Source organism: Streptomyces sp. NPDC051020, assembly GCF_040683105.1.
GTDB lineage: Bacteria > Actinomycetota > Actinomycetes > Streptomycetales > Streptomycetaceae > Streptomyces.
Window position 1 is genome coordinate 90954 of record NZ_JBFBCG010000013.1, and the last position, 18508, is coordinate 109461.

An 18508-nucleotide genomic window follows, 5' to 3' on the forward strand; every position below is an offset into this window, starting at 1 on the left:
TGGCCTCATCCTCTGTGCGCACCGCACAATCGGCAACGAGCGTTGCACATGCTGCAACGATGCGTGTTCGGTGTCAGTGGATCTCCGTCACGACCACATCGAGCGCCCACGGCCGCCCCGCCCGCACCGGAGCCTCCGCCTCCACCACGTACCCCAGCTCCCGCAACGCTTCCACCAGCTCCGCAGGCCCCTTCGGCCGGTCCCCCGACTGCAACAGGTCGCGGACCATCCGCCCCTTCGTCGCCTTGTTGAAGTGGCTGACCACCGACCGCTTCTCCACCCCGTCCACCATCTGGGAGTGCAGCACCCGCACGCTCGCCGTACGCTCCGCCACCGCACCCTTCGGCTTCCACGCCGCCGTGTACGCCGACGACCGCAGATCCAGCACGAGCCCGTCCCCGGCCGCCTCCGGCATCACCTCGGCCATCGGCGCCCGCCAGTACGCGCCCAAGGCGCCGAGCTCCGGCAGCTTCACCCCCATCGAGCAGCGGTACGACGGAATTCGGTCGCCCACCCGCACCGCGCCCCACAGCCCGGAGAAGACCAGCAGCGACTTCCCGGCCCGCCGCCGGGCCGCCGTGTTCAGGGACGCCAGGTCCAGAGCGTCGTACAGCACCCCGGTGTAGATCTCCCCGGCGGGCCGCGTCCCCGCCGTCCGCAGCTCGACGTTCTTCGCGATCTCGCCGCGCAGCCCCTCGCTGAGACCGAGCACCTCGCGGGCCTTCTCCTCGTCCGCCACGCACAGCTCGACCAGCTCGTCGAGGACCGCGGCCCGGGCCTCGGCGAGCCCCGGCAGCGACAGCGACTCCGGCTTCAGGGGTGCTCCGCGACCCGAGGCGGCCTTTCCTTCGGAGGGCGGCAACAGCACGAGCACGGCGGTTCTCCTTCGTACGAACAGGGAAGCGGCCCCACGACTGCCCAAGGCCCGCCTGCCAGCGTAAGGGGACGCCCGGACCGCCCGTCCCGGCACCCGGACCGCAGGCGCCCGGCACCCGGACCGCAGGACCACTCGTCCCGGACCGCACGACCACCCGCCCCGGACCGCAGGGCTGCCCGCACCCGGGATGCCGGTCGCCCCGCTCCGCCATACGCTCGGTCCATGCCCCGCCGCCATCTCCACATGACCGGCGCAGCCGACACCCCGCTGCGGGCGGCCCTGCGCGAACTGCGCACCACGCTCGGACTGCCCGCCGATTTTTCGCGCGAGGTCCTCGCGGAGGCGGCGCAGGTGGCGAAGTCTCTCGTCCTGACCGGACACCAGGACGCGACCGACCTCCCCCTCTTCACCATCGACCCGCCCACCTCCACCGACCTCGATCAGGCGATGCACCTCGAACGCCGCGCGCACGGCTTCCGGGTCCACTACGCCATCGCTGACGTCGCCGCCTTCGTCCGCCCCGGCGGCGCACTCGACACCGAGGCCCACCGCCGGATGACGACCCTCTATTTCCCCGACGGCAAGGTGCCGCTGCACCCCGCCCCGCTCTCCGAGGGCGCAGCAAGCCTCCTCCCCGGGCAGACCCGCCCCGCCCTGCTCTGGCGGATCGACCTCGACGCGGAGGGCCGCGCGGGCGCCACCGACGTACGCCGGGCCCTGGTCCGCAGCCGGGCCAAGCTGGACTACGCGGGCGTCCAGCGGCAGATCGACGCGGGCACCGCCGAGGAATCCCTGGCCCTGCTGAAGGACATCGGCCGGCTCCGCGAGGAGCAGGAGGTCGACCGAGGCGGGATTTCGCTCGACGTGCCCGAGCAGGAGATCGTCCAGCGTGACGGCGCATACGGCCTGGAGTACCGGGCCCCGCTGCCCGCCTACGGCTGGAACGCCCAGATCTCCCTCCTCACCGGGATGACCGCCGCCCATCTGATGACCGAGGCGGGCACCGGCATCCTGCGTACGCTCCCGGTCGCCCCGGACGGCGCCGTCGCCCGGCTGCGCCGCTCGGCCGAGGCGCTGCACATCGACTGGCCGCACCACGTGCCGTACGCCCAGGTCGTCCGGTCGCTCGACCCGAAAAGGGCGAGCCATGCCGCATTCCTGCAGGAGTGCACCACCCTGCTGCGCGGCGCCGGCTACACGGTCTTCGACCACGGTGAACTCCCCACCCCCGCCGTCCACGCCGCCGTGGCCGACCTCTACACGCACTGCACCGCGCCGCTGCGCCGCCTCGTCGACCGGTACGCGGCCGAACTGTGCGTCGCGGCAGTCGCGGACCAGGAGCCGCCCGAGTGGGTGACGGCCGCGCTCCCCGGCCTCCCGAAGGAAATGGCCGAAGGAGCCCGCCGCGCCAACACGGTGGAACGCGAGTGCGTCGACCTGGTCGAGGCGGCACTCCTCAGCGACCGGGTGGGTGAGGTCTTCGACGCATATGTGGTCGACGTACAGGACCGGGAACCCACCATCGGCACGGTCCACATCGAGCACCCCGCGGTCGTGGCCCGCATCGACGGCGGCACGACGAAGCTCCCCCTGGGCGAACGGCTCCGGGTCCGCCTCACCCAGGCGGACCCGGGGGCGGCGAAGGTACTGTTCGCCCCCGCGTGAGAGCGGCGACGGCGGCACCTGGATCATCCGCATGGAACCTGCGGCAGGGTCAAGCGCGCACCCCACCCGTCCGCATCTGACAGCTCCGCTTCCTCCTGTGCCACGATCGAGGGAAGCACTCCCATCTCACGGACGGCGGATGCATCGATGCCCCAATCTGGCGAGCGACCGAGAGAGGGGCGTGACGTGACTGCCATGCCGCACGAACCGCTCACGCAGGCGGACGTCCTGCTGGAGGGCTTCCTGGCGCTGGATACGCCGGAGGGATTCCGGGCCGAGCTGATCGAGGGGGAGATTGTCGTGACGCCGCCGCCAGACGGGGACCACGAGGACTGCATCAGCCTGATTCTGAGGCAGGTGATCAGGCTCGCCCGGACCGACATGGACTTCTCCGGGAACAAGGGTCTGAAGCTGAATAGCGGCGGACGCTGCCCCAGGAACCACGTCATCCCCGACGGCACCTTCGCCCCCACCGAGCTGCGGCTGTACCGGGGAGCCGAACCCTGGATGCCGTGCGAGGGAGTGGCCCTCGTCGTCGAGGTCACCTCGACCAAGCCCCGCCAGGCCGACCGCACGGACAAGCGCCCCTGCTATGCCCGCGGCCCCATCCCGCTCTACCTCCTGGTCGACCGCGAGGAGTCCTCGGTGACGCTGTTCAGCGAGCCGGAAGGGGACGACTACCGTCAGCATTGCACGATCCCGTTCGGCAAGACACTCAGTCTCCCCGCGCCCTTCGCCTTCGACCTGGAGACCGAGGCATTCGTCTGAGCCGTCCCGTCCGGCGGGTAGCATGGTCGACACGGCAGACGAGCCGGGCGGACGGCCGCGTGGGGATTTTCGGATCCTCCCGAGGAACGTCCGGGCTCCACAGGGCAGGGTGGTGGCTAACGGCCACCCGGGGTGACCCGCGGGACAGTGCCACAGAAAACAAACCGCCGGGGACTTCGGTCCTCGGTAAGGGTGAAACGGTGGTGTAAGAGACCACCAGCGCCTGAGGCGACTCAGGCGGCTAGGTAAACCCCACCCGGAGCAAGGTCAAGAGGGGCCGTCTCAGGACGGCCCTGCGCGAACGTCCGAGGGCTGCCCGCCCGAGTTCGCGGGTAGACCGCACGAGACCGGCAGCAATGCCGGTCCTAGATGGATGGCCGTCTCCCCGGCCGCCGCGAGGCGACCGGGTGACAGAACCCGGCGTACAGCCCGACTCGTCTGCCGGCTGGGGGTCTGGGCAGGTCATACGGCTTGCGTGGGGGACTGTTTTCCCGTGCGGGAGTGGGCGCCATGTCGCCGAACAACCGCCGGCAGCGCTTGGTGATCGCCTTCAGGTCGTCGGACGCGTCCGCCTTCTTGAAGTGGTCGGCGGCCAGCGGCCGCACGGACGCGCCGTTCACCCAGTCCTGCATGAAGCGGGCCATGAAGTCCCCGCTGCGGCCCTGGTGTTCGTCGGTGATCTCGACCATGTGGTCCCTGGGTTCGGGCACTTCCAGCATCGGCGTCGCGGGCATCGAGCGTGGTGCGGAACTGGCGTACCAGCTCCGCACCGAACGGCTCGACCGAAATCCGGCTGTTCACGGACAGACTCTTCGGGCCCGGGGGCACTCCCGGCGGTCGTGCCCCGGGCAGCCCAGATGCGAGGCCCGGTGTGGGCGCCCTGTGTTGGTCAGGGTTTGGGCAGGGTGTTGATGTAGTGGGTTCCGGCAGTGGTGAAGTCGGACACCGCCTTCTCGGCGGCCTTCGGGGAGACGGCCTTGCCGGACTCGTAGTAGAGCCAGTCGACCCGCATGTCCCAGGTCCGTGACGCGCCCTTGAAGGGCAGGTCGATGAACCAGGCGCTGACGTTGATGGTCATGCGCTCGCGCGGGAAGTAGCGGCTGCCGCTGGTGAACAGGTCTTTGCCGTCCAGTGAGTAGGTGGTGGTCCCGTCGACCGCGGTGATCACCATGGTGTGCCAGCCGCTGAGCTTCGTCGTGTGCGAGCTGGTGACGCGGTCTCCCCGTTCGCTGCTGCGCCAGCTGGTGGTGTCGAGCCGGGGGCCCAGCCTGCCCCAGCCGCCGCCCGGCATGTACTCGTAGTCGAGTTCGCTGTACTTCGACGACGCGTGGTCGGGGGAGATGGTGAAGAGGGACTCGGCTATGTGGTCGCCGTCCGTGCCGCTCGTCGGCTCGTCGCTGAAGTGGACCCGGGCGACGAGGGTGCCGGTGAAGAAGGCCGGCCGAGTGGTGTGGAACTCCGACTGCCGGGTGCCCTGCTCGGTCCCGTCCGTGCGGGCTCGCAGCTGGAGGGCCTGGCCCCCCTTGCCGTCCTCCCCGGCGGGGAAGCTGACGCCGTCTGTCGACCAGGTGTCCTTGATCCCCGGGCCGCCCTCGCCGCTGCGGACCGTCCAGCCGTTGGCGGAGAGCGCGGGGTCGTGGGGACCCGTGTAGGCGAAGTCGTCGAAGAGGACTGCCTTGGGCGGTGCGGCCGCTGCCGGATCCGGCGCGGCGGAGGACGTGACCTGCCCGGACGCGGACGTGTCGCCGTTCGGCTCCTCGCCCCAGACGAGTGCGCCGCGGACGTAGGCGGTCACCAGTTTCGACGGTGAGTACGTGGCGTCCCCGGCGTTGAACGAGCGGTCGTTCGCCTGGTTCAGCTTCTTGTGGTCGACACGGTAGAGCTGGAGTCCGATGCCCTCGCTGCTCCTGCCGGGGGCCAGGCTGCCCGTTGCAGGGGTGAAGCCGATCTGGAGATAGTGGTCGGCGTTCTCCGCGGGGTCCTCGGCCACGCCTGTCTTCTGGGTGACGTGGGAACAACCGATGGAGGTCTGGACGCAGTTGGAGCCGTACGGAGAGTCGCCGTCCGCCGTGTAGTAGTACCGCAGCGTCACGTCTGCCAGGTTCACGGTCTTCCCGGATGTGTTGACGACTTCCAGCCATGGTGTGGCCACGCTGGCCGTGGCCGGGGCGTCGGTCCGATAGCGGACCGTGAGCACCGGAGGCTCGGTGTTCGAGGACCTCCACAGGGAATGGAGCAGGACCCCGCCCGCGGCGACGACGCATGCGCAGAGTATGACGATGAGCGCGCTCCGTTTTCGACTGGCGGAACTGCGGCGTGGGCGGCTCACGAGAGCTTCCCGGACGGACAGGGGCGGGCGGCCGGAACGGTACGCCGCGCAGCGCATATAGGGCTGACTCTATGGCTGAACACCCGCGCATCGTAGGCACACCCGCCCCTCAGCGCTCGACAGTGCGGTCACCCTCACGCCAGTGGTGAGGTTTTCGCCACCGTCGTGCGGTGTCGCCTGTCGTGTGCTATCGGTCCCAATATCCGAATCGTTCCACTCCAGTGCGTAAGTGAGGGTGCACTGTGTTCGTTTGCAGTTCAATTACGCGCGCGCTGTGCCTGGTCAGAGATTCACCTCATGAACACAACGTAGGGGCGTTGTGTGAAGAATCGGGTGGGGGCTTGCAGTGGTCGGTACAACGGCGTCGAGCGCGCGCGTCGAAACGCGGAGCGCATCGCGCAGCAGACATCGAAGAAGTCGCGTCTCGCATGTCGAGGTGCCCACAGAGACGGTTTACGAGACCGTCGTCCTCGTTCCGGCGCGGAACGAGGAGGTCGGGGTCCTCATGTCCCTGGAGTCCCTGGCGGCGCAGACCCGCCGGCCCGCGCTCATCATCGTGGTGGTCAATAACTCGACCGACCGCACCGAGGAGTTCGCGCGCCGGTTCGCCGACGACGAGCACACACCGCCGACGGTCGTCCTGACCTTCGAAAACAACCCCCACAAGAAGGCGGGCGCCCTCAACTTCGGTCTCCGCTGGCTCAGGGAGGCCGTCGGCGGGCGGCTGAACAACCGGGTGCGGCACGTTCTCGTCATGGACGCCGACACCGAACTGCACCCGAGGTTCATCGAGCGCGCCGCCAACGTCATCGCGTCCGACCCGGAACTCGGTGGTGTCAGCGCGGCCTGCTTCGGCCGCACCGACCTGTGGCGCAACCCCTGGCAGCGTTATCTCCTGGGCATGCAGATCATCGAGTACGGCCGGGCCGCCAACACGCGATACCGCCGGGATGTGCACACCATGTCCGGGGCTGGCTCCTTCTATCGGGCCGAGGCGCTGCAGGGGCTGATCGACTGGCGGGGCGAGGTCTTCTGGGAGGATCACCGGAACCTGGTCGAGGACTACGAGACCACGCTGGCCCTCAAGGAGTCCGGCTGGAAGGTGACCGCCAACCACATGTGCATCGCCTACACCGACCTCATGCCCACGCTGCGCGAGCTGATTCAGCAGCGTGAACGGTGGAGCCGCGGGACCGTGGACACCCTGCGTCGCCGTGGCTGGACGAAGTTCACCTGGCACTCCATCGCCACCATGATCATGGGTCTCATAGGCTTCACCTACATCCTGGGCTGGGGTGCGAAGCAGCTTGTCCTGCTCGCCGTGCACGGGTTCTCCCATCAGCCCATCCTGTGGGCGGTCTTCGCCTTCTGGATCGTCTATCCCGCGCTCCGCGTCCGGAACCTCGGCTGGAAGGCGATGCTCGTCGAAGCGCTGCTGATTCCGGAGCTGGTGTACACGGTCGTACGGGCGTACTGGCTCATCGCGTCCATCGTGAAGTCCTACGTGACCCGCGTGTCCGCGTGGAAATGAGCCGGAATTTCCGTCCGGGAGCAAGCAGACCCGCGTCCTCGCGCGGGGAGCGGGTGCGGCAACGCACGTGGCGGTGCTGGGTGTCAGCAAGCCGCAGGAGCAGGTCAAGGAAGCAGGTCAGGGAGAGATGAACACGCTCAGGGGCTTGGGGGCGGTCGCGGTGCTCGCGGGCATCGCGTACGCGATGACCCGGATAGCGACCGTCGATCAGTTGACGCTGGGCATCACCGTCGGCATCGTCGCCGTGTCCGTCGTCACGTACATGGCATCCGTCAGGCGACGTCGTATGGACCGCCGTACGGCCAGCGGAAGGACCAGGTCCAGGCGGGCCACCTCCGGGTGACGCCCACCGCGTAGGTGCCGTCCGGGCCGATGGATTCGCCCTGCCGCGCCCGTTTCGACACGGACCCGCGGGCGTACGCGGCTACGCCGCAGCGCGGCGGCGGCCGCGCCGACGCTCAACCTCCCGGTTCTGCGCGACGACCCAGGTGGCCGGTGAACCACTCTGTTGCCAGGTCCGCCACCTCTGCGAGAGCACCGGGCTCCTCGAACAGGTGAGTGGCGCCGGGGACCACGGCGAGCTGGCTCTCGCAGCGCAGCTGTGCCTGAGCCTGGCGGTTGAGGTCCAGCACCACCTCGTCCTCGCCTCCGACGATGAGCAGCGTGGGCGCAGTCACCGCCGGCAGGCGGGGCCCGGCCAGATCGGGCCTGCCGCCGCGGGAGACGACCGCCACGGCCGGGGAGCCCGGCTCCGCCGCCGACCACAACGCGGCGGCCGCGCCGGTACTGGCGCCGAAGTAGCCCACCGCGAGGCCTTGGGCCTCGGGCTGTTCGAGGAGCCAACGGGTGGTGTCGGTCAGGCGGCGGCCCAGCAGGGTGGTGTCGAAGACGTTGGCCCGGTCCAGTTCTTCCTCTGCCGTGAGGAGGTCGAACAACAGCGTGGCCAGGCCGACCTTGTTCAGCGAGTCCGAGACGGAGCGGTTGCGCGGGCTGTGCCGGCTGCTGCCGCTGCCGTGAGCGAACACCACGAGGCCCGTGGCCCCTTCGGGGACGGCCAACTGCCCGGCGAGCCGGACCGGTCCGGCGTGCACGACGACGTCCGGATCCGCGACGGGCGGAGCGGCGGATCGTGCTGCATCCTGCGCGGCCGAGCCCAGCGGACCGCGCCCTGACGGCCGCTCTGCCGCCCGCTCGAGGCAGGCGATGACCTCGGAGTCGGTGGTCTGCGCGAAGTCCTCGTAGAACTGCCCGATCCCGAGGAAGCCGACCGGGGTGCTCGGGCACACCAGCTCATCGGCGGCGTCCTGCATCTTGGCGGTCCAGCCCGCCGGTGCCACAGGGACGGCGAGCACCACGCGGGCCGCTCCCTGGCCGCGCGCGATCAGGCAGGCGGCCCGGGCGGTCGACCCGGTGGCGACGCCGTCGTCGACGACGACCACCGTCCGGCCCCTGACCCCGGTACGCGGTCGGCTGCCCCGGTAGCGAAGGGCACGCCTGTCCAGCTCTGCACGCTCCCGCTCCTCCACAGCGGCCAGTTCCTCCTCGGTCGTTCGCGTCGCATGCATCACCTCCTCGTTGACGACGCGCACGCCGTCCTCACCGATGGCTCCCATGCCCAGCTCCGGCTGGAAGGGCACGCCGAGCTTGCGCACCACGATGATGTCCAGCGGCGCTCCGAGGGCCTCGGCGACCTTCGCCGCCACCAGCACGCCACCACGGGGAAGCCCGAGGACGACGATGTCCTCGCCCGCGAGGTGCGTCAGCAGTCCGGCCAGTCGCCGCCCCGCGTCAGGGCGGTCAGCGAAGTGCATGGTCCAGCCTCCTCGATGCGGCAGAACCCGGCCGCGACTCCCCGCGCGGGCACCTGCGCCCGGGATTCCCGGGGCGGGAAACGTGCCGCTCACGGTCGCTCCTCGTCGGCGACGCGGCACGCTCGCGGCTCCTACGGGCCGTCGCAGTCACGTCGCCGGTGAGGGGTGCGGCCCGTCCGGGACGCGTGCGTCCGTCGAGCCGGTCCCTTCGGTTCGCCACCGACCACGAGAGGTGCGGAGGGGTCTGATGTCAGCCGATCCCATCGACTGCTCCGGCAGTGCCGGTCGGCCGCCGTCGCTGCTCCGCCCGCGGCACGCTCGTGGAGGGCAGCCGACTTCTTGGCGGCCCTGCCTCACGCCCCACGCTACTCGCGTTCCGCGCAGGCGCGAGCGCCGAACGGCTTCACCACCGGAGCCCACCGTGACCGCCGCCCCGGCGCGCCAGGGAGGCATCCCTCCGCACCCGATGAATTCGGATGAACGGATGATGCGGCCGGTACCTCGGTGGGGTGCCGGCCGTCGGACGGGGCAGGTCGTCGACATCCCGTTCGCGTCGGTCCCGGACCGTCCACCGTCGCGGGCCCGTGCCGCCCGGTGGACGGCGTCGTCGCTGTCCACCCGGCCCCTTCGCTGCGCCCTCGGACACCCACGTCGACACCGGACCACCGTGTGCGCGGCATCATCGGCCTGCACACCGCACCACTGACATACACTGCCCGGTCCCGCTCGTTGAGAGGCGTGGCGGCCACCCCGGAGGTCTACTGGCTCTGAAGGCTGCCGCCGAACGAGGGGACAACCCGTGCGATCCGTCACCGCCACCGCTGCCCGGCCGAAGGAGCTCTTCGACCGTGAGGCCGAATGGGACGCGCTCGTCGCCTTCGCCCGCGATCCCCGGCCCGGGCCCACGGTCGCCATCGTCACCGGGCCCCGTCGGCAGGGCAAGAGTTTCCTGCTCCAGCAACTGGCCTCGGCGACCGGTGGCTTCTACTTCGGAGCCCAGGACGTGGCGGAAGCGGAGTCCCTCCGGCGGCTCGGCGACCAGTTCGCCCGTCACACCGGTGCCACCTGCCCGACCCGCTGGAGCTGCTGGGCGGACGCGCTCGACGCCTTCGCGACCCTCGCGAGCGAGCATCCGCTGCCCGTCGTCATCGACGGCTTCCCCGAACTCGTCCGGCAGAGCCCCGCACTGCCCTCCGCCGTCAGCAGTGTCTGCCGCCGACTGCGCGAGGCGGGCCGGCCCAACCGGGTGCGGCTGCTGCTGTGCGGCAGCGCCATGCCGATGATGCGCCGACTGCTCGGCACTGACTCGGCCTCGGCAGACTTTCACCTGAAGTTCCTGCCCCTGGACTTCCGGCAGGGCGCGCGGCTCTGGAGCATCGACGATCCGCGCCTCGCCCTCCAGGTCCACGCGGTCGTCGGCGCAAGCACCGCCTTCCGGTACGACCCGGCCGGCGAGGACATCCCGGCCGGCCCCGACGATTTCGACGCTTGGGTGTGCCGGACCGTCCTCAACCCCCGTCTTCCGCTGTTGTGGAAGGCCGGACACATCATCGAGCAGGAGCCCGACGGCTGGGACCGCGGCCTGTGCCACTCCACCCTGGCCGCCATCGCCGAGGGCTGCTCGACGCCCGGCGCGATCGCCGACTGGCTGGACCGCCCCGCCACCGAGGTGCCCCACCTCCTCTCCGTACTGCATGACTGCGGCCTCGTCGAGGGCGTGCCCGATGCCTTCCGGCCGGGCGTGACCCGCTACCGCATCACCGAGCCGCTGCTCGCCTTCGACCACGCCGTCATACGCCCCAACCGCATCGCGCTGGGGCAGCAGGGCCCCGCAGAGGTCTGGAAGTCGGCGCGGTCCGTCTTCGAATCCGCGGTGGTCCGGCCGCATTTCGCCCAGGTGTGCCGGGACTGGGTGACCGGTTTCGCATCCCGGGACACCTTCGGCCTCCGACCCGTCACCGCCTCCTCCGGGTCGCTTCCAGAGGCCCCGGGGCACCGGCCGGTCGACGTCGATGTGGTGGTCCGCGGCGAGGTCCACGGCCGTGCGGGGGTCCTGCTCTCGGTCGGCAGGGCGTGTTGGGACGAGGCAATGGACATGCACCACCTGCACGAGCAGTTCCAGATCCTGGCCGAACTCGCCGACCGCGGCGAGGACGTGAGCCGGGCTCGGCCGGCCTGCTACAGCGCGGCCGGGTTCAGCCCGCACCTGCGCGAGGCCGAGGCGCGCGGCGAGGTGGTCCTGGTGGATCCCGACCGGCTCTACTACGGAGAGTGAGAGGCAGCGTCCGGCTTCCCGACGTGCTCTGAAACCGCGCCCCTCCCTTCCGCTCCGTGTCGGCTCATCCCTTGACGACGCCCAGCGGCACCAGGCGGGCGATCAGCCGGGCGAGTCCCGCGCCCTCGGTGACGGCGGCGACCGCGTCGACGTCCTTGTACGCATCCGGCGCCTCCTCGGCGAGACCACGCCACGAGGAGGGGCGCACGGCGATGCCCCGGGCCTCCAGCTCGTCGCGAAGCCGCTCCCCGCGGACCATGCGCAGCGCGTGGTGGCGGCTCCAGACCCGGCCGGCGCCGTGGCAGGCGGAATGGAAGGCGTCGTTGCCCGGCAGGCCGACCATCACGTACGAGGCGGTGCCCATCGTCCCGGGGACCAGTACCGGCTGGCCCGCCCCGACGAGGTCCTCGGGCAGGCTCGGGTCGCCGGGCGGCAGCGCCCGCGTGGCGCCCTTGCGGTGGACGCACAGGGGACGTGCCACACCGTCCACTTCGTGCGTTTCGAGCTTGGCGGTGTTGTGCGAGATGTCGTAGACCAGCTCCAGACCGACGTTCGCAGCCGTGGCGAAGGCATGGCGGGCGGCTTCGGACAGCAGCTGGCGGTTGGCCCGGCCGTAGTTGGCGGCCGCCGCCATCGCCCCCAGGTAGGCGCGGCCCCGCGGCGAGTCGACCGGTGTGCAGGCCAGCTGCCGATCCGGTACCTGGATGTGTGACCGGTGCAGTTCCTGGTCCATCACGCGCACGTGGTCGGTGCACACCTGGTGTCCCAGGCCGCGCGAGCCGCAGTGGATCATGACGCACACCTGACCCACCCGCAGCCCGAAGGCCGCCGCGGTGGCCCGGTCGTAGACCTGGTCGACCGCCTGGACCTCCAGGAAGTGGTTGCCCGAGCCGAGGCTTCCCACCTGGTGGAGGCCGCGCTCGACGGCGCGCTTGCTCACCTGTCCCGGGGCCGCGCCGTCCAGGACGCCGTAGTCCTCGCAGCGCGCGAGGTCGCGTGGCACACCGTGGCCGCGCTCGACCGCGTAGCGAGCGCCGCCGACCAGCAGCTCGTCCATCTCCCCGGCCCCCGACAGCTTCCACAGGCCGCCGCGTCCCATGCCGCGCGGGATGGTGCGGTCGAGGATGTCCATCAGCCGCCGCATCCGGTCGTGGCCGAGCGCCTCGCGGTCGATGCCGGCGGCCAGCAGCCGTACGCCGCAGGAGATGTCGAACCCGACGCCGCCGGGCGAGATGACCCCGCCGTGGGAGATGTCGGTGGCGGCCACCCCGCCGATCGGGAAGCCGTAGCCCCAGTGGACGTCGGGCATGGCGAAGGAGGCGCGGACGATGCCGGGCAGCGTCGCCACGTTCGCCACCTGCTCCAGCGCTTTGTCCCCCGCCGCCTGCGGCAGCAGAGCCCGCGAGGCGAACACCACCCCGGGTACGCGCATCGGCTCCCGCTGCTCGATCCGGAAGCGGTACTGGTCCTTCTCCACCAGTGCGATCTCCACGTCCCTCACCTCCAGTCGACCGTCAGCCGTCCGGCCCGATCGGCGACGGCGGTACCGAACTCGGCGCAGGCGGTGGTGAACCGCTCGCGGATCCACTCCCGGTCCTCGCCGAGCGCCAAGCGGGTGTGGCAGTAGTCCAGGGCCAGCGGTACCGCCTCCACCTGCGCGGGAACCAGATGTGCGGCATCCGGGCCGTCCAGGGTCACCAGGAAGAGGAGCCCGAGGTCGTTGCGCAGGACCGGGTCGACGGCGTAGTCGTCGACGAAGTCACCCAGGTCGTAGAGGATCCGGTCGGCGATCCCGTGGAAGACATGGGCGGAGTGCCCGGCGACCAGCGTCGCTCCCGCCGCCAGCAGCTCCGGGGCCGCGGTCGACACATGGCGCGGCGGCCGGGAGGTCATGTTGGGACCCCAGTGCGGGGTCACCAGCACGACATCCGCTGCCGCAGCGGCCCGGGCCACCGACTCCGTCAGCCAGCCGGGTACGCCCGCGTGGAGATCGGCCCAGGCGACACCGGGACTGTCCTCCCCGGCCGCGAACTCCTCCGGGTGGTCGGTGGCGCCCACCACGGCCAGCCGCACTCCGCCCGCCTCCAGCACCGCGAACTCCCGGGCCGCGCCTGCGTTCGCCCCGGCACCGACCGCGTGGACGCCCGCCTGGGCCAGCAGGGTGACGGTGTCGGCCATGGCGTCGAACCCGTAGTCGAGAGCATGGTTGTTGGCGAGCGTCACACAGTTCACCCTCAGTTCGGCCAGCACCTTCGCGGCGGCGGAGGGAGCACGGAAGAAGAAGGCCTTCCGCGGGTCGGGCCAGCGGTGCCCGCGGTCGGAGACACAGCACTCCAGGTTGAGCACGAACAGATCCGCTTCCGCGATCGCCTCCCTGACCCCTGCGGAGACGAGCGTCTCCGGCACCGGCGAGCGGCGCAGCCCCTCGGCGACGCCGCGCCCGAGCATGGTGTCGCCGGCCAGTGCCACCGTGAGCGCCATGATTCCGTTCCCTTTCCCGCCCTGCACTCAGCTCAGACGTCGAGGGTCACCCGGCAGGTCCAGCCGCCGGGGCCGCCGCGCAGTTGCAGGTCGTGCAGCGAAACGGCCTTGGGTACGGCACCGATCGGCACGGCGGCGCCGACGTCTGCCATCCGGAAAAGGACCGACAGCTCCCGGCTGCCCTTCGCCGACCGGATCGGCCCCACCTCCACATCGAGCGGGATCTCACCGTCGGCATCCATCCGGTAGACGACCTCCTCCAGGACGGCCACCAGCAGGTCCTCGTCGGACTCCCCCGTGACCGCGTATTCGCGTTCCCCGGCGACTGCGGCCCCGGACGTGTCGGCGAAACCCTCCACCACCGCGCGCACCGCCTCGCCGATGCAGCCCTCGGCCGTCGGCGACCACGCCTCCACCCGCATGTCCGCGGTGTGTGGCACAGCCCGGTGGCCACGCGCGCCGGGCCGCTTCCCCACAGGTTCCCGACCGTCCACGGCCGGCACCTCTCCGTAGTCTCCGGATGCACAGCCTGACGGCGAGTTCTCCGAGCCGCAGACGATGCCTCCTCCAGAGTCGTCCCGTACACCGCTTCGGGGCAACCTGCACGAGGCGACGCACGCGGTCATTGTCCAGGGCTCGGCGGTTTCACCTCGATGGGACGCCGGCCGACACCCCCGCTCCAGCTCGTCCTCGACCGAGAGGCGCCGGACACATCGTCGGCCGGACAGACGGCCGACATCGTACGGTCCGCCATCGGCAGGGCCGAGCTGCTGTGCGGCGGCAGGGCAGATGAGCGGGGGAGACGCGGCAGGGAGAACAGTCCCCAGGTCCATACCGCCAGAGGAGGTCCGTTGCGGCGGCGATTGGAGCACATGGCGGTCTGTCACCCATCTGACCACGTTGAGTAACGCTACGTATGGGGGCATGACGCGAAGACGGCCGACGGCCCGGCGAACCTGACGGCCGGGGAACCCTGCTTAGACGCTGCTCGGCCTCTTAGGCCGCTCGCCTCGCGCCCCGCTCCGGAACGTCCCGAGCGGGGTGTGAGGCACTTCCCTACGTGTCCCTGGATGTACACCGCGTGTCCTGTGCGCCCAGCAGCGCACTCGAAGGAGCAGATCTGTGGAACCCGCCCTGATCAACGGCATCCCCGCACACGCACTGCTGGTCCACCTCGTCGTGGTCTTCGTGCCACTCACCGCACTGGCTCTCGTGGTCTGCGCCGCCTGGCCCCCCATCATGCGCCGATTCGGCCTGGCCCTGCCCCTCCTGGCCCTCGTCACCCTGGTCTCGGTGCCTCTGACAACAAGCGCCGGCGAGTGGCTGGAGAAGCGCATCGCGCAGAACGCCTTGGCGGCAAGGCACGCGGATCTGGGCGACGGGCTCCTGCCGTGGGCCGTGGGCCTGTTCGTGCTGAGCGCAGCCCTGTGGTGGTTCTACTGGCGCGCGTACACAGCTACCACCTCGTTCGGTGGCGGCAGGGGTTCATCGGCAGGGGTGAGTATTCCCCTGCGGGCGACATCGGTGGTGCTGTGTCTGGCCGTGGCAGTCGGCGCGGTCGTGCAGGTCTACCGCATCGGTGACTCGGGCGCCAAGGCCACCTGGAACAACAGGTTCTCCGCCGCAGCCGGCGACAACAGGGGCTGAACACCGCCGCCTGCCTTCCCGCAGGGCGACCGGGGTCCGGCACGCCGACACCATCGACGCCGCGGGCGTCGGCTGTGTGCTCCGGCCGAAGGGCCTGCAGCACGACCTGGAAGCCATCCGTCGACCACCCGTCAGCGCACAATCACCCGCCCTCATCCGCCTTGTTGACCTCAGGCCAATCGACGGATGACATACGGTAGTCGTCTCGCCGTCCTCGCGAAGGAGTGCACGCATGCCGGTCTCGCTCGGTCTCGGTCTTCCTCAGATGAAGCAGTACGACATCGGTCGCGACGTGGCCACGGTGGCACGCGCGGCGGAGGACGTCGGGTACGAGAGCCTGTGGGTCTTCGAGCGCGTGCTCTTTCCGGAGCCGGCCACCCAGGGGCTGTACGGGGTACCGGGGCTGCCGTGGCCCGACCAGTACCGCAGCGTCGCCGACCCGCTGGTCACCCTCACACTCGCCGCCGCGGCCACCGACCGGGCCCGGCTCGGCACCAGCGTCCTGGTCGCACCGCTCCACGTACCGTTCCAGCTGGCCCGATCGCTCGCCTCGCTCGACGTCGCGAGCGGCGGCCGGGTGATCGCGGGCCTCGGAACCGGCTGGTCACTCGACGAGTACGCGGCCGCCTCGGTCGCCCCCTTCGAGAAGCGCGGCACGGTCCTGGACGAACTGCTGGACGTCTGCGCGGCCGTCTGGGGCCCGGACCCGGTCTCGTACCGGGGCGAGCTGACCACCATCGCACCGGCCGAGGTCGGCCCCAAGCCCGTGCGCCCCATCCCGGTCTATCTGCCGGCCAACAGCCCACGCGCCACCCGCCGGCTGGTGGACCGGGCGGACGGCTGGATGCCTGTGGCCATGGGTACCTCGGAACTGGCCGAACAGTGGCGGCGGGTACAGGACCTGGCGGCCGAGCGTGGCAGGCAGAGGCCGATCGAGGTGTGTGCCCGTGCCAATGCGAGATACAGCGCCAAGCCGCTCGAGGGCGCGGACCGGCAGCCCTTCCACGGCAGCGTGGCCCAGATCGTGGAGGACCTGGCGGCCCATGCGGCAGTGGGCGTGACGGAGATCCTGCTGGACCTCCAGGGAACGACGCGAGACGCCGCCGAACTGGCCGACGTGGCGGCCGAGGTGTATCGGGCGGCCCGAGCGGCGGGCGTCTGACGGTCGCACCTGGGCTGCGGCTGTGTGACCCTCGGCTTCAGCTCGTATGTGGGTGACTGTCGGCGGCGTCATGGGTCTGCTTCAGGACCATGGGGTAGGCCGATGGGCCGGCAGGGCTGCACAGCGTGTCCGGGGCGCGGTGGGGGCGGAGGTCCCTGAGGACCGACTCGACTTCACAGAGGAAGGACTGATAGGAGGTCAGGCGCTGCCATTCGGAGTCGGGGATGCCGGGCACCGTGGCGGCGCGTGCCGACCAGCTCGCCACCAGTTCGGCGTACAGCGGTGTGTCACTTGCCGTCTCTGCATAAGACTGACCCGGCATGAACGCCCGGGAGAGCTGCTCGCGTGATGCGCGCGCTCCGTGAGCCACATCCAGCTGGGGCCTCGGACGCGGCCGGGCATGAGAAGGGCGTGGGGCCTGCGAGGGGTGCGGAATGGATGCCGCCGAGCCCCTGCCGATGGCGGTCGCGGAAGTGGGTGCGTTCATGACGGTGGTAACGATCAGCCGCCATTTGGGTAACTACCGTCCGACACGGCAAGATTAGATGGAGTTTCACCTTTCTTGGTGCCTTTCGGTCGAAAGTCGCTTCAAATCCTGTGGAGGGACGTTGGTCCCGACATGGAACCGAGGGAGCTGTGGGAGCGTCACGCGGTACTGGCGCGGGCGTATTTCAGGAATGACGAGGACGTGCGCGATGCGCAGAGCACCCTCGACGAGCAACAGGCGAACCGTATGCGGACGCTGGCTGCGTTCGCGGTGACGCTGGGGAGCGACGGGACCGTCGCGGATCTCCTTGGGCTCCATGAACGCGAAGTGCGCATGGCTCGCCGCACCGTGGGAAAGGACGATGCCCGGGCCATCGCCAAGGCACTCCTGGACCACCACGCCGCCGATGCGCACGAGCTGTCTCCCGAGGACGTGGACAGGTGCCAGGAGTACCCGGAACTGGAGGAAACGCCGGTGTCCCATGAGGCTCCGGCCCCACCTGCATGCCCCCCTCAGGCCCCGGACGCTGCCGACGAGGCGGTCCAAGGAATGGTGTCGTCGTCGGCCGTGGACGCGGTTCTGGTCGGTGCGTGGAGCACCGGGGCCGACCTCTCCGTACTGGCAGGCGAGCTCGGTCTCGATCTCCCCCGCCTCGTCGCCCGCACCCGGTACCTGGAGGCGCAGGGCCGCCTCACCCATGGCGCGCAACCGCTGGACCGTTCCGGCCGCCACCGCCGCGTCGACGGCGCCGAGGCGCCCAGCGTGACCCAGCCCCGGCAGTGGTACTACCCCACCCAGCATCGCTCGTCGCACCAGGAGACGACGTGGGACCAGCAGGCTTCTCACACCACCATGAACTCCGCACCGATGCATGACTGGGACGGCATCCTCGATCAGTGGCAGGTCACCACCAGCCCCACGTCCTCCTGGTAGGAAACCGCAACAGAGCTCCCGGCGGCCGCGACTGGGATACCGACGGTTGACGTCCCACCGCGCGCACGGCTTCCTGCTGCGATGAGTGATCTTCGCTTCGAACAGGTGGACGCCGAAGCCACCCTTCAGGACTGGCAGCACGTTCACAACACCACCATTCCCACGGCGGTGTTGTCTCTCGACGAGGTGCGTGAGCGTGTCCGGCGCCACCGGTTGGAGGTGGCCTATCGCGGAGATGCTCTCGTGGGCTGTTCGACGGTGCGGCCGCCCACGAGCGACGCATCGGTGGCCACCGTCATCGCCTGGGTGCTCCCCGCCCACCGGCGGCAGGGGATCGGTGCGCAACTCTACGCACGAGGGCTGGAACAGGCGCGAAAGCTGGGCGCGGACGTCATCGAGACGGTTGTCCTGGCGACCAACGCGGACGGGCTGCGGTTCGCGCACACGCACGGATTCGTCGAAGTCGACCGCTATGTGCTGCCGGGTGACAGCGTGCCCTACAGCGATCTGCGACTGGCCTGAGCGAGCCGGCCGGCGGGCGC

The 18508-nt window shown here is 70.5% G+C and carries 16 protein-coding genes and 1 other RNA gene; 10 read left to right on the forward strand and 7 right to left on the reverse strand.

Annotation, left to right across the window (positions count from 1 at the left end; genetic code table 11):
* Positions 1–73 precede the first annotated feature (73 nt).
* Complete coding sequence (gene yaaA / locus AB0N06_RS10140) at positions 74–874, reverse strand: peroxide stress protein YaaA (RefSeq protein ID WP_366134233.1); 801 nt, start codon at positions 872–874, stop codon at positions 74–76.
* A 225-nt stretch (positions 875–1099) separates the two neighbouring features.
* Between yaaA and AB0N06_RS10145 the strand changes: the two genes are divergently transcribed.
* From AB0N06_RS10145 to rnpB, 3 genes are all read left to right on the forward strand, one after another.
* Complete coding sequence (locus AB0N06_RS10145) at positions 1100–2542, forward strand: RNB domain-containing ribonuclease (protein WP_366134234.1); 1443 nt, start codon at positions 1100–1102, stop codon at positions 2540–2542.
* A gap of 195 nt (positions 2543–2737) precedes the next feature.
* Positions 2738–3310, forward strand: a complete 573-nt coding sequence (locus AB0N06_RS10150; RefSeq protein WP_366134257.1) for a Uma2 family endonuclease — start codon at positions 2738–2740, stop codon at positions 3308–3310.
* A gap of 39 nt (positions 3311–3349) precedes the next feature.
* Positions 3350–3751, forward strand: an RNA gene (rnpB, locus tag AB0N06_RS10155) — RNase P RNA component class A.
* Positions 3752–4199: 448 nt separating this feature from the next.
* On the opposite strand, the gene AB0N06_RS10160 is transcribed toward rnpB, so the two are convergent.
* Positions 4200–5507: a cellulose binding domain-containing protein gene (locus AB0N06_RS10160; RefSeq protein WP_366134235.1), complete on the reverse strand. Its 1308-nt coding sequence runs from the start codon at positions 5505–5507 to the stop codon at positions 4200–4202.
* 568 nt (positions 5508–6075) lie between these two features.
* Here AB0N06_RS10160 and AB0N06_RS10165 point away from each other — a divergent pair.
* Complete coding sequence (locus AB0N06_RS10165) at positions 6076–7170, forward strand: glycosyltransferase family 2 protein (protein ID WP_366134236.1); 1095 nt, start codon at positions 6076–6078, stop codon at positions 7168–7170.
* A gap of 73 nt (positions 7171–7243) precedes the next feature.
* A complete protein-coding gene (locus AB0N06_RS10170) occupies positions 7244–7513 on the forward strand; it encodes a hypothetical protein (RefSeq protein ID WP_366134237.1) in 270 nt (89 codons plus the stop codon).
* A gap of 115 nt (positions 7514–7628) precedes the next feature.
* Here AB0N06_RS10170 and AB0N06_RS10175 read toward each other — a convergent pair whose 3' ends face one another.
* Positions 7629–8981 carry a phosphoribosyltransferase family protein gene (locus tag AB0N06_RS10175; protein ID WP_366134238.1) on the reverse strand — a complete coding sequence of 451 codons (1353 nt, stop codon included), beginning with the start codon at positions 8979–8981 and terminating at the stop codon, positions 7629–7631.
* Between the two features lie 799 nt (positions 8982–9780).
* Here AB0N06_RS10175 and AB0N06_RS10180 point away from each other — a divergent pair.
* Positions 9781–11256, forward strand: a complete 1476-nt coding sequence (locus AB0N06_RS10180) for an ArsR family transcriptional regulator (protein WP_366134239.1) — start codon at positions 9781–9783, stop codon at positions 11254–11256.
* 64 nt (positions 11257–11320) lie between these two features.
* On the opposite strand, the gene AB0N06_RS10185 is transcribed toward AB0N06_RS10180, so the two are convergent.
* Genes AB0N06_RS10185 through AB0N06_RS10195 form a run of 3 tightly spaced genes read right to left on the reverse strand, consistent with a single transcriptional unit; the run spans position 11321 to position 14159 of the window.
* Positions 11321–12748 (reverse strand): RtcB family protein, encoded by a 1428-nt coding sequence (locus AB0N06_RS10185; protein WP_366134240.1) that lies wholly within the window; start codon positions 12746–12748, stop codon positions 11321–11323.
* 5 nt (positions 12749–12753) lie between these two features.
* The gene (locus AB0N06_RS10190) at positions 12754–13737 is read right to left on the reverse strand and encodes a CapA family protein (protein WP_366134241.1); all 984 of its coding nucleotides are present in this window, start codon (positions 13735–13737) and stop codon (positions 12754–12756) included.
* 32 nt (positions 13738–13769) lie between these two features.
* Positions 13770–14159 carry an archease gene (locus tag AB0N06_RS10195; protein ID WP_366134242.1) on the reverse strand — a complete coding sequence of 130 codons (390 nt, stop codon included), beginning with the start codon at positions 14157–14159 and terminating at the stop codon, positions 13770–13772.
* Between the two features lie 700 nt (positions 14160–14859).
* Between AB0N06_RS10195 and AB0N06_RS10200 the strand changes: the two genes are divergently transcribed.
* Together AB0N06_RS10200 and AB0N06_RS10205 are read left to right on the forward strand one after the other, a co-directional pair.
* The gene (locus AB0N06_RS10200) at positions 14860–15384 is read left to right on the forward strand and encodes a DUF2231 domain-containing protein (RefSeq protein WP_366134243.1); all 525 of its coding nucleotides are present in this window, start codon (positions 14860–14862) and stop codon (positions 15382–15384) included.
* Positions 15385–15616: 232 nt separating this feature from the next.
* Positions 15617–16546, forward strand: coding sequence for an LLM class F420-dependent oxidoreductase (locus tag AB0N06_RS10205; protein WP_366134244.1), 930 nt, complete (start codon positions 15617–15619; stop codon positions 16544–16546).
* 37 nt (positions 16547–16583) lie between these two features.
* Here the strand turns inward: AB0N06_RS10205 and AB0N06_RS10210 are convergent, their stop codons facing one another.
* Positions 16584–16868: a hypothetical protein gene (locus tag AB0N06_RS10210; RefSeq protein ID WP_366134245.1), complete on the reverse strand. Its 285-nt coding sequence runs from the start codon at positions 16866–16868 to the stop codon at positions 16584–16586.
* Between the two features lie 297 nt (positions 16869–17165).
* Between AB0N06_RS10210 and AB0N06_RS10215 the strand changes: the two genes are divergently transcribed.
* Both AB0N06_RS10215 and AB0N06_RS10220 read left to right on the forward strand, forming a co-directional pair.
* A complete protein-coding gene (locus tag AB0N06_RS10215) occupies positions 17166–17966 on the forward strand; it encodes a hypothetical protein (RefSeq protein WP_366134246.1) in 801 nt (266 codons plus the stop codon).
* Between the two features lie 81 nt (positions 17967–18047).
* Positions 18048–18488, forward strand: coding sequence for a GNAT family N-acetyltransferase (locus tag AB0N06_RS10220; RefSeq protein ID WP_366134247.1), 441 nt, complete (start codon positions 18048–18050; stop codon positions 18486–18488).
* The last annotated feature ends 20 nt before the right edge of the window (positions 18489–18508 follow it).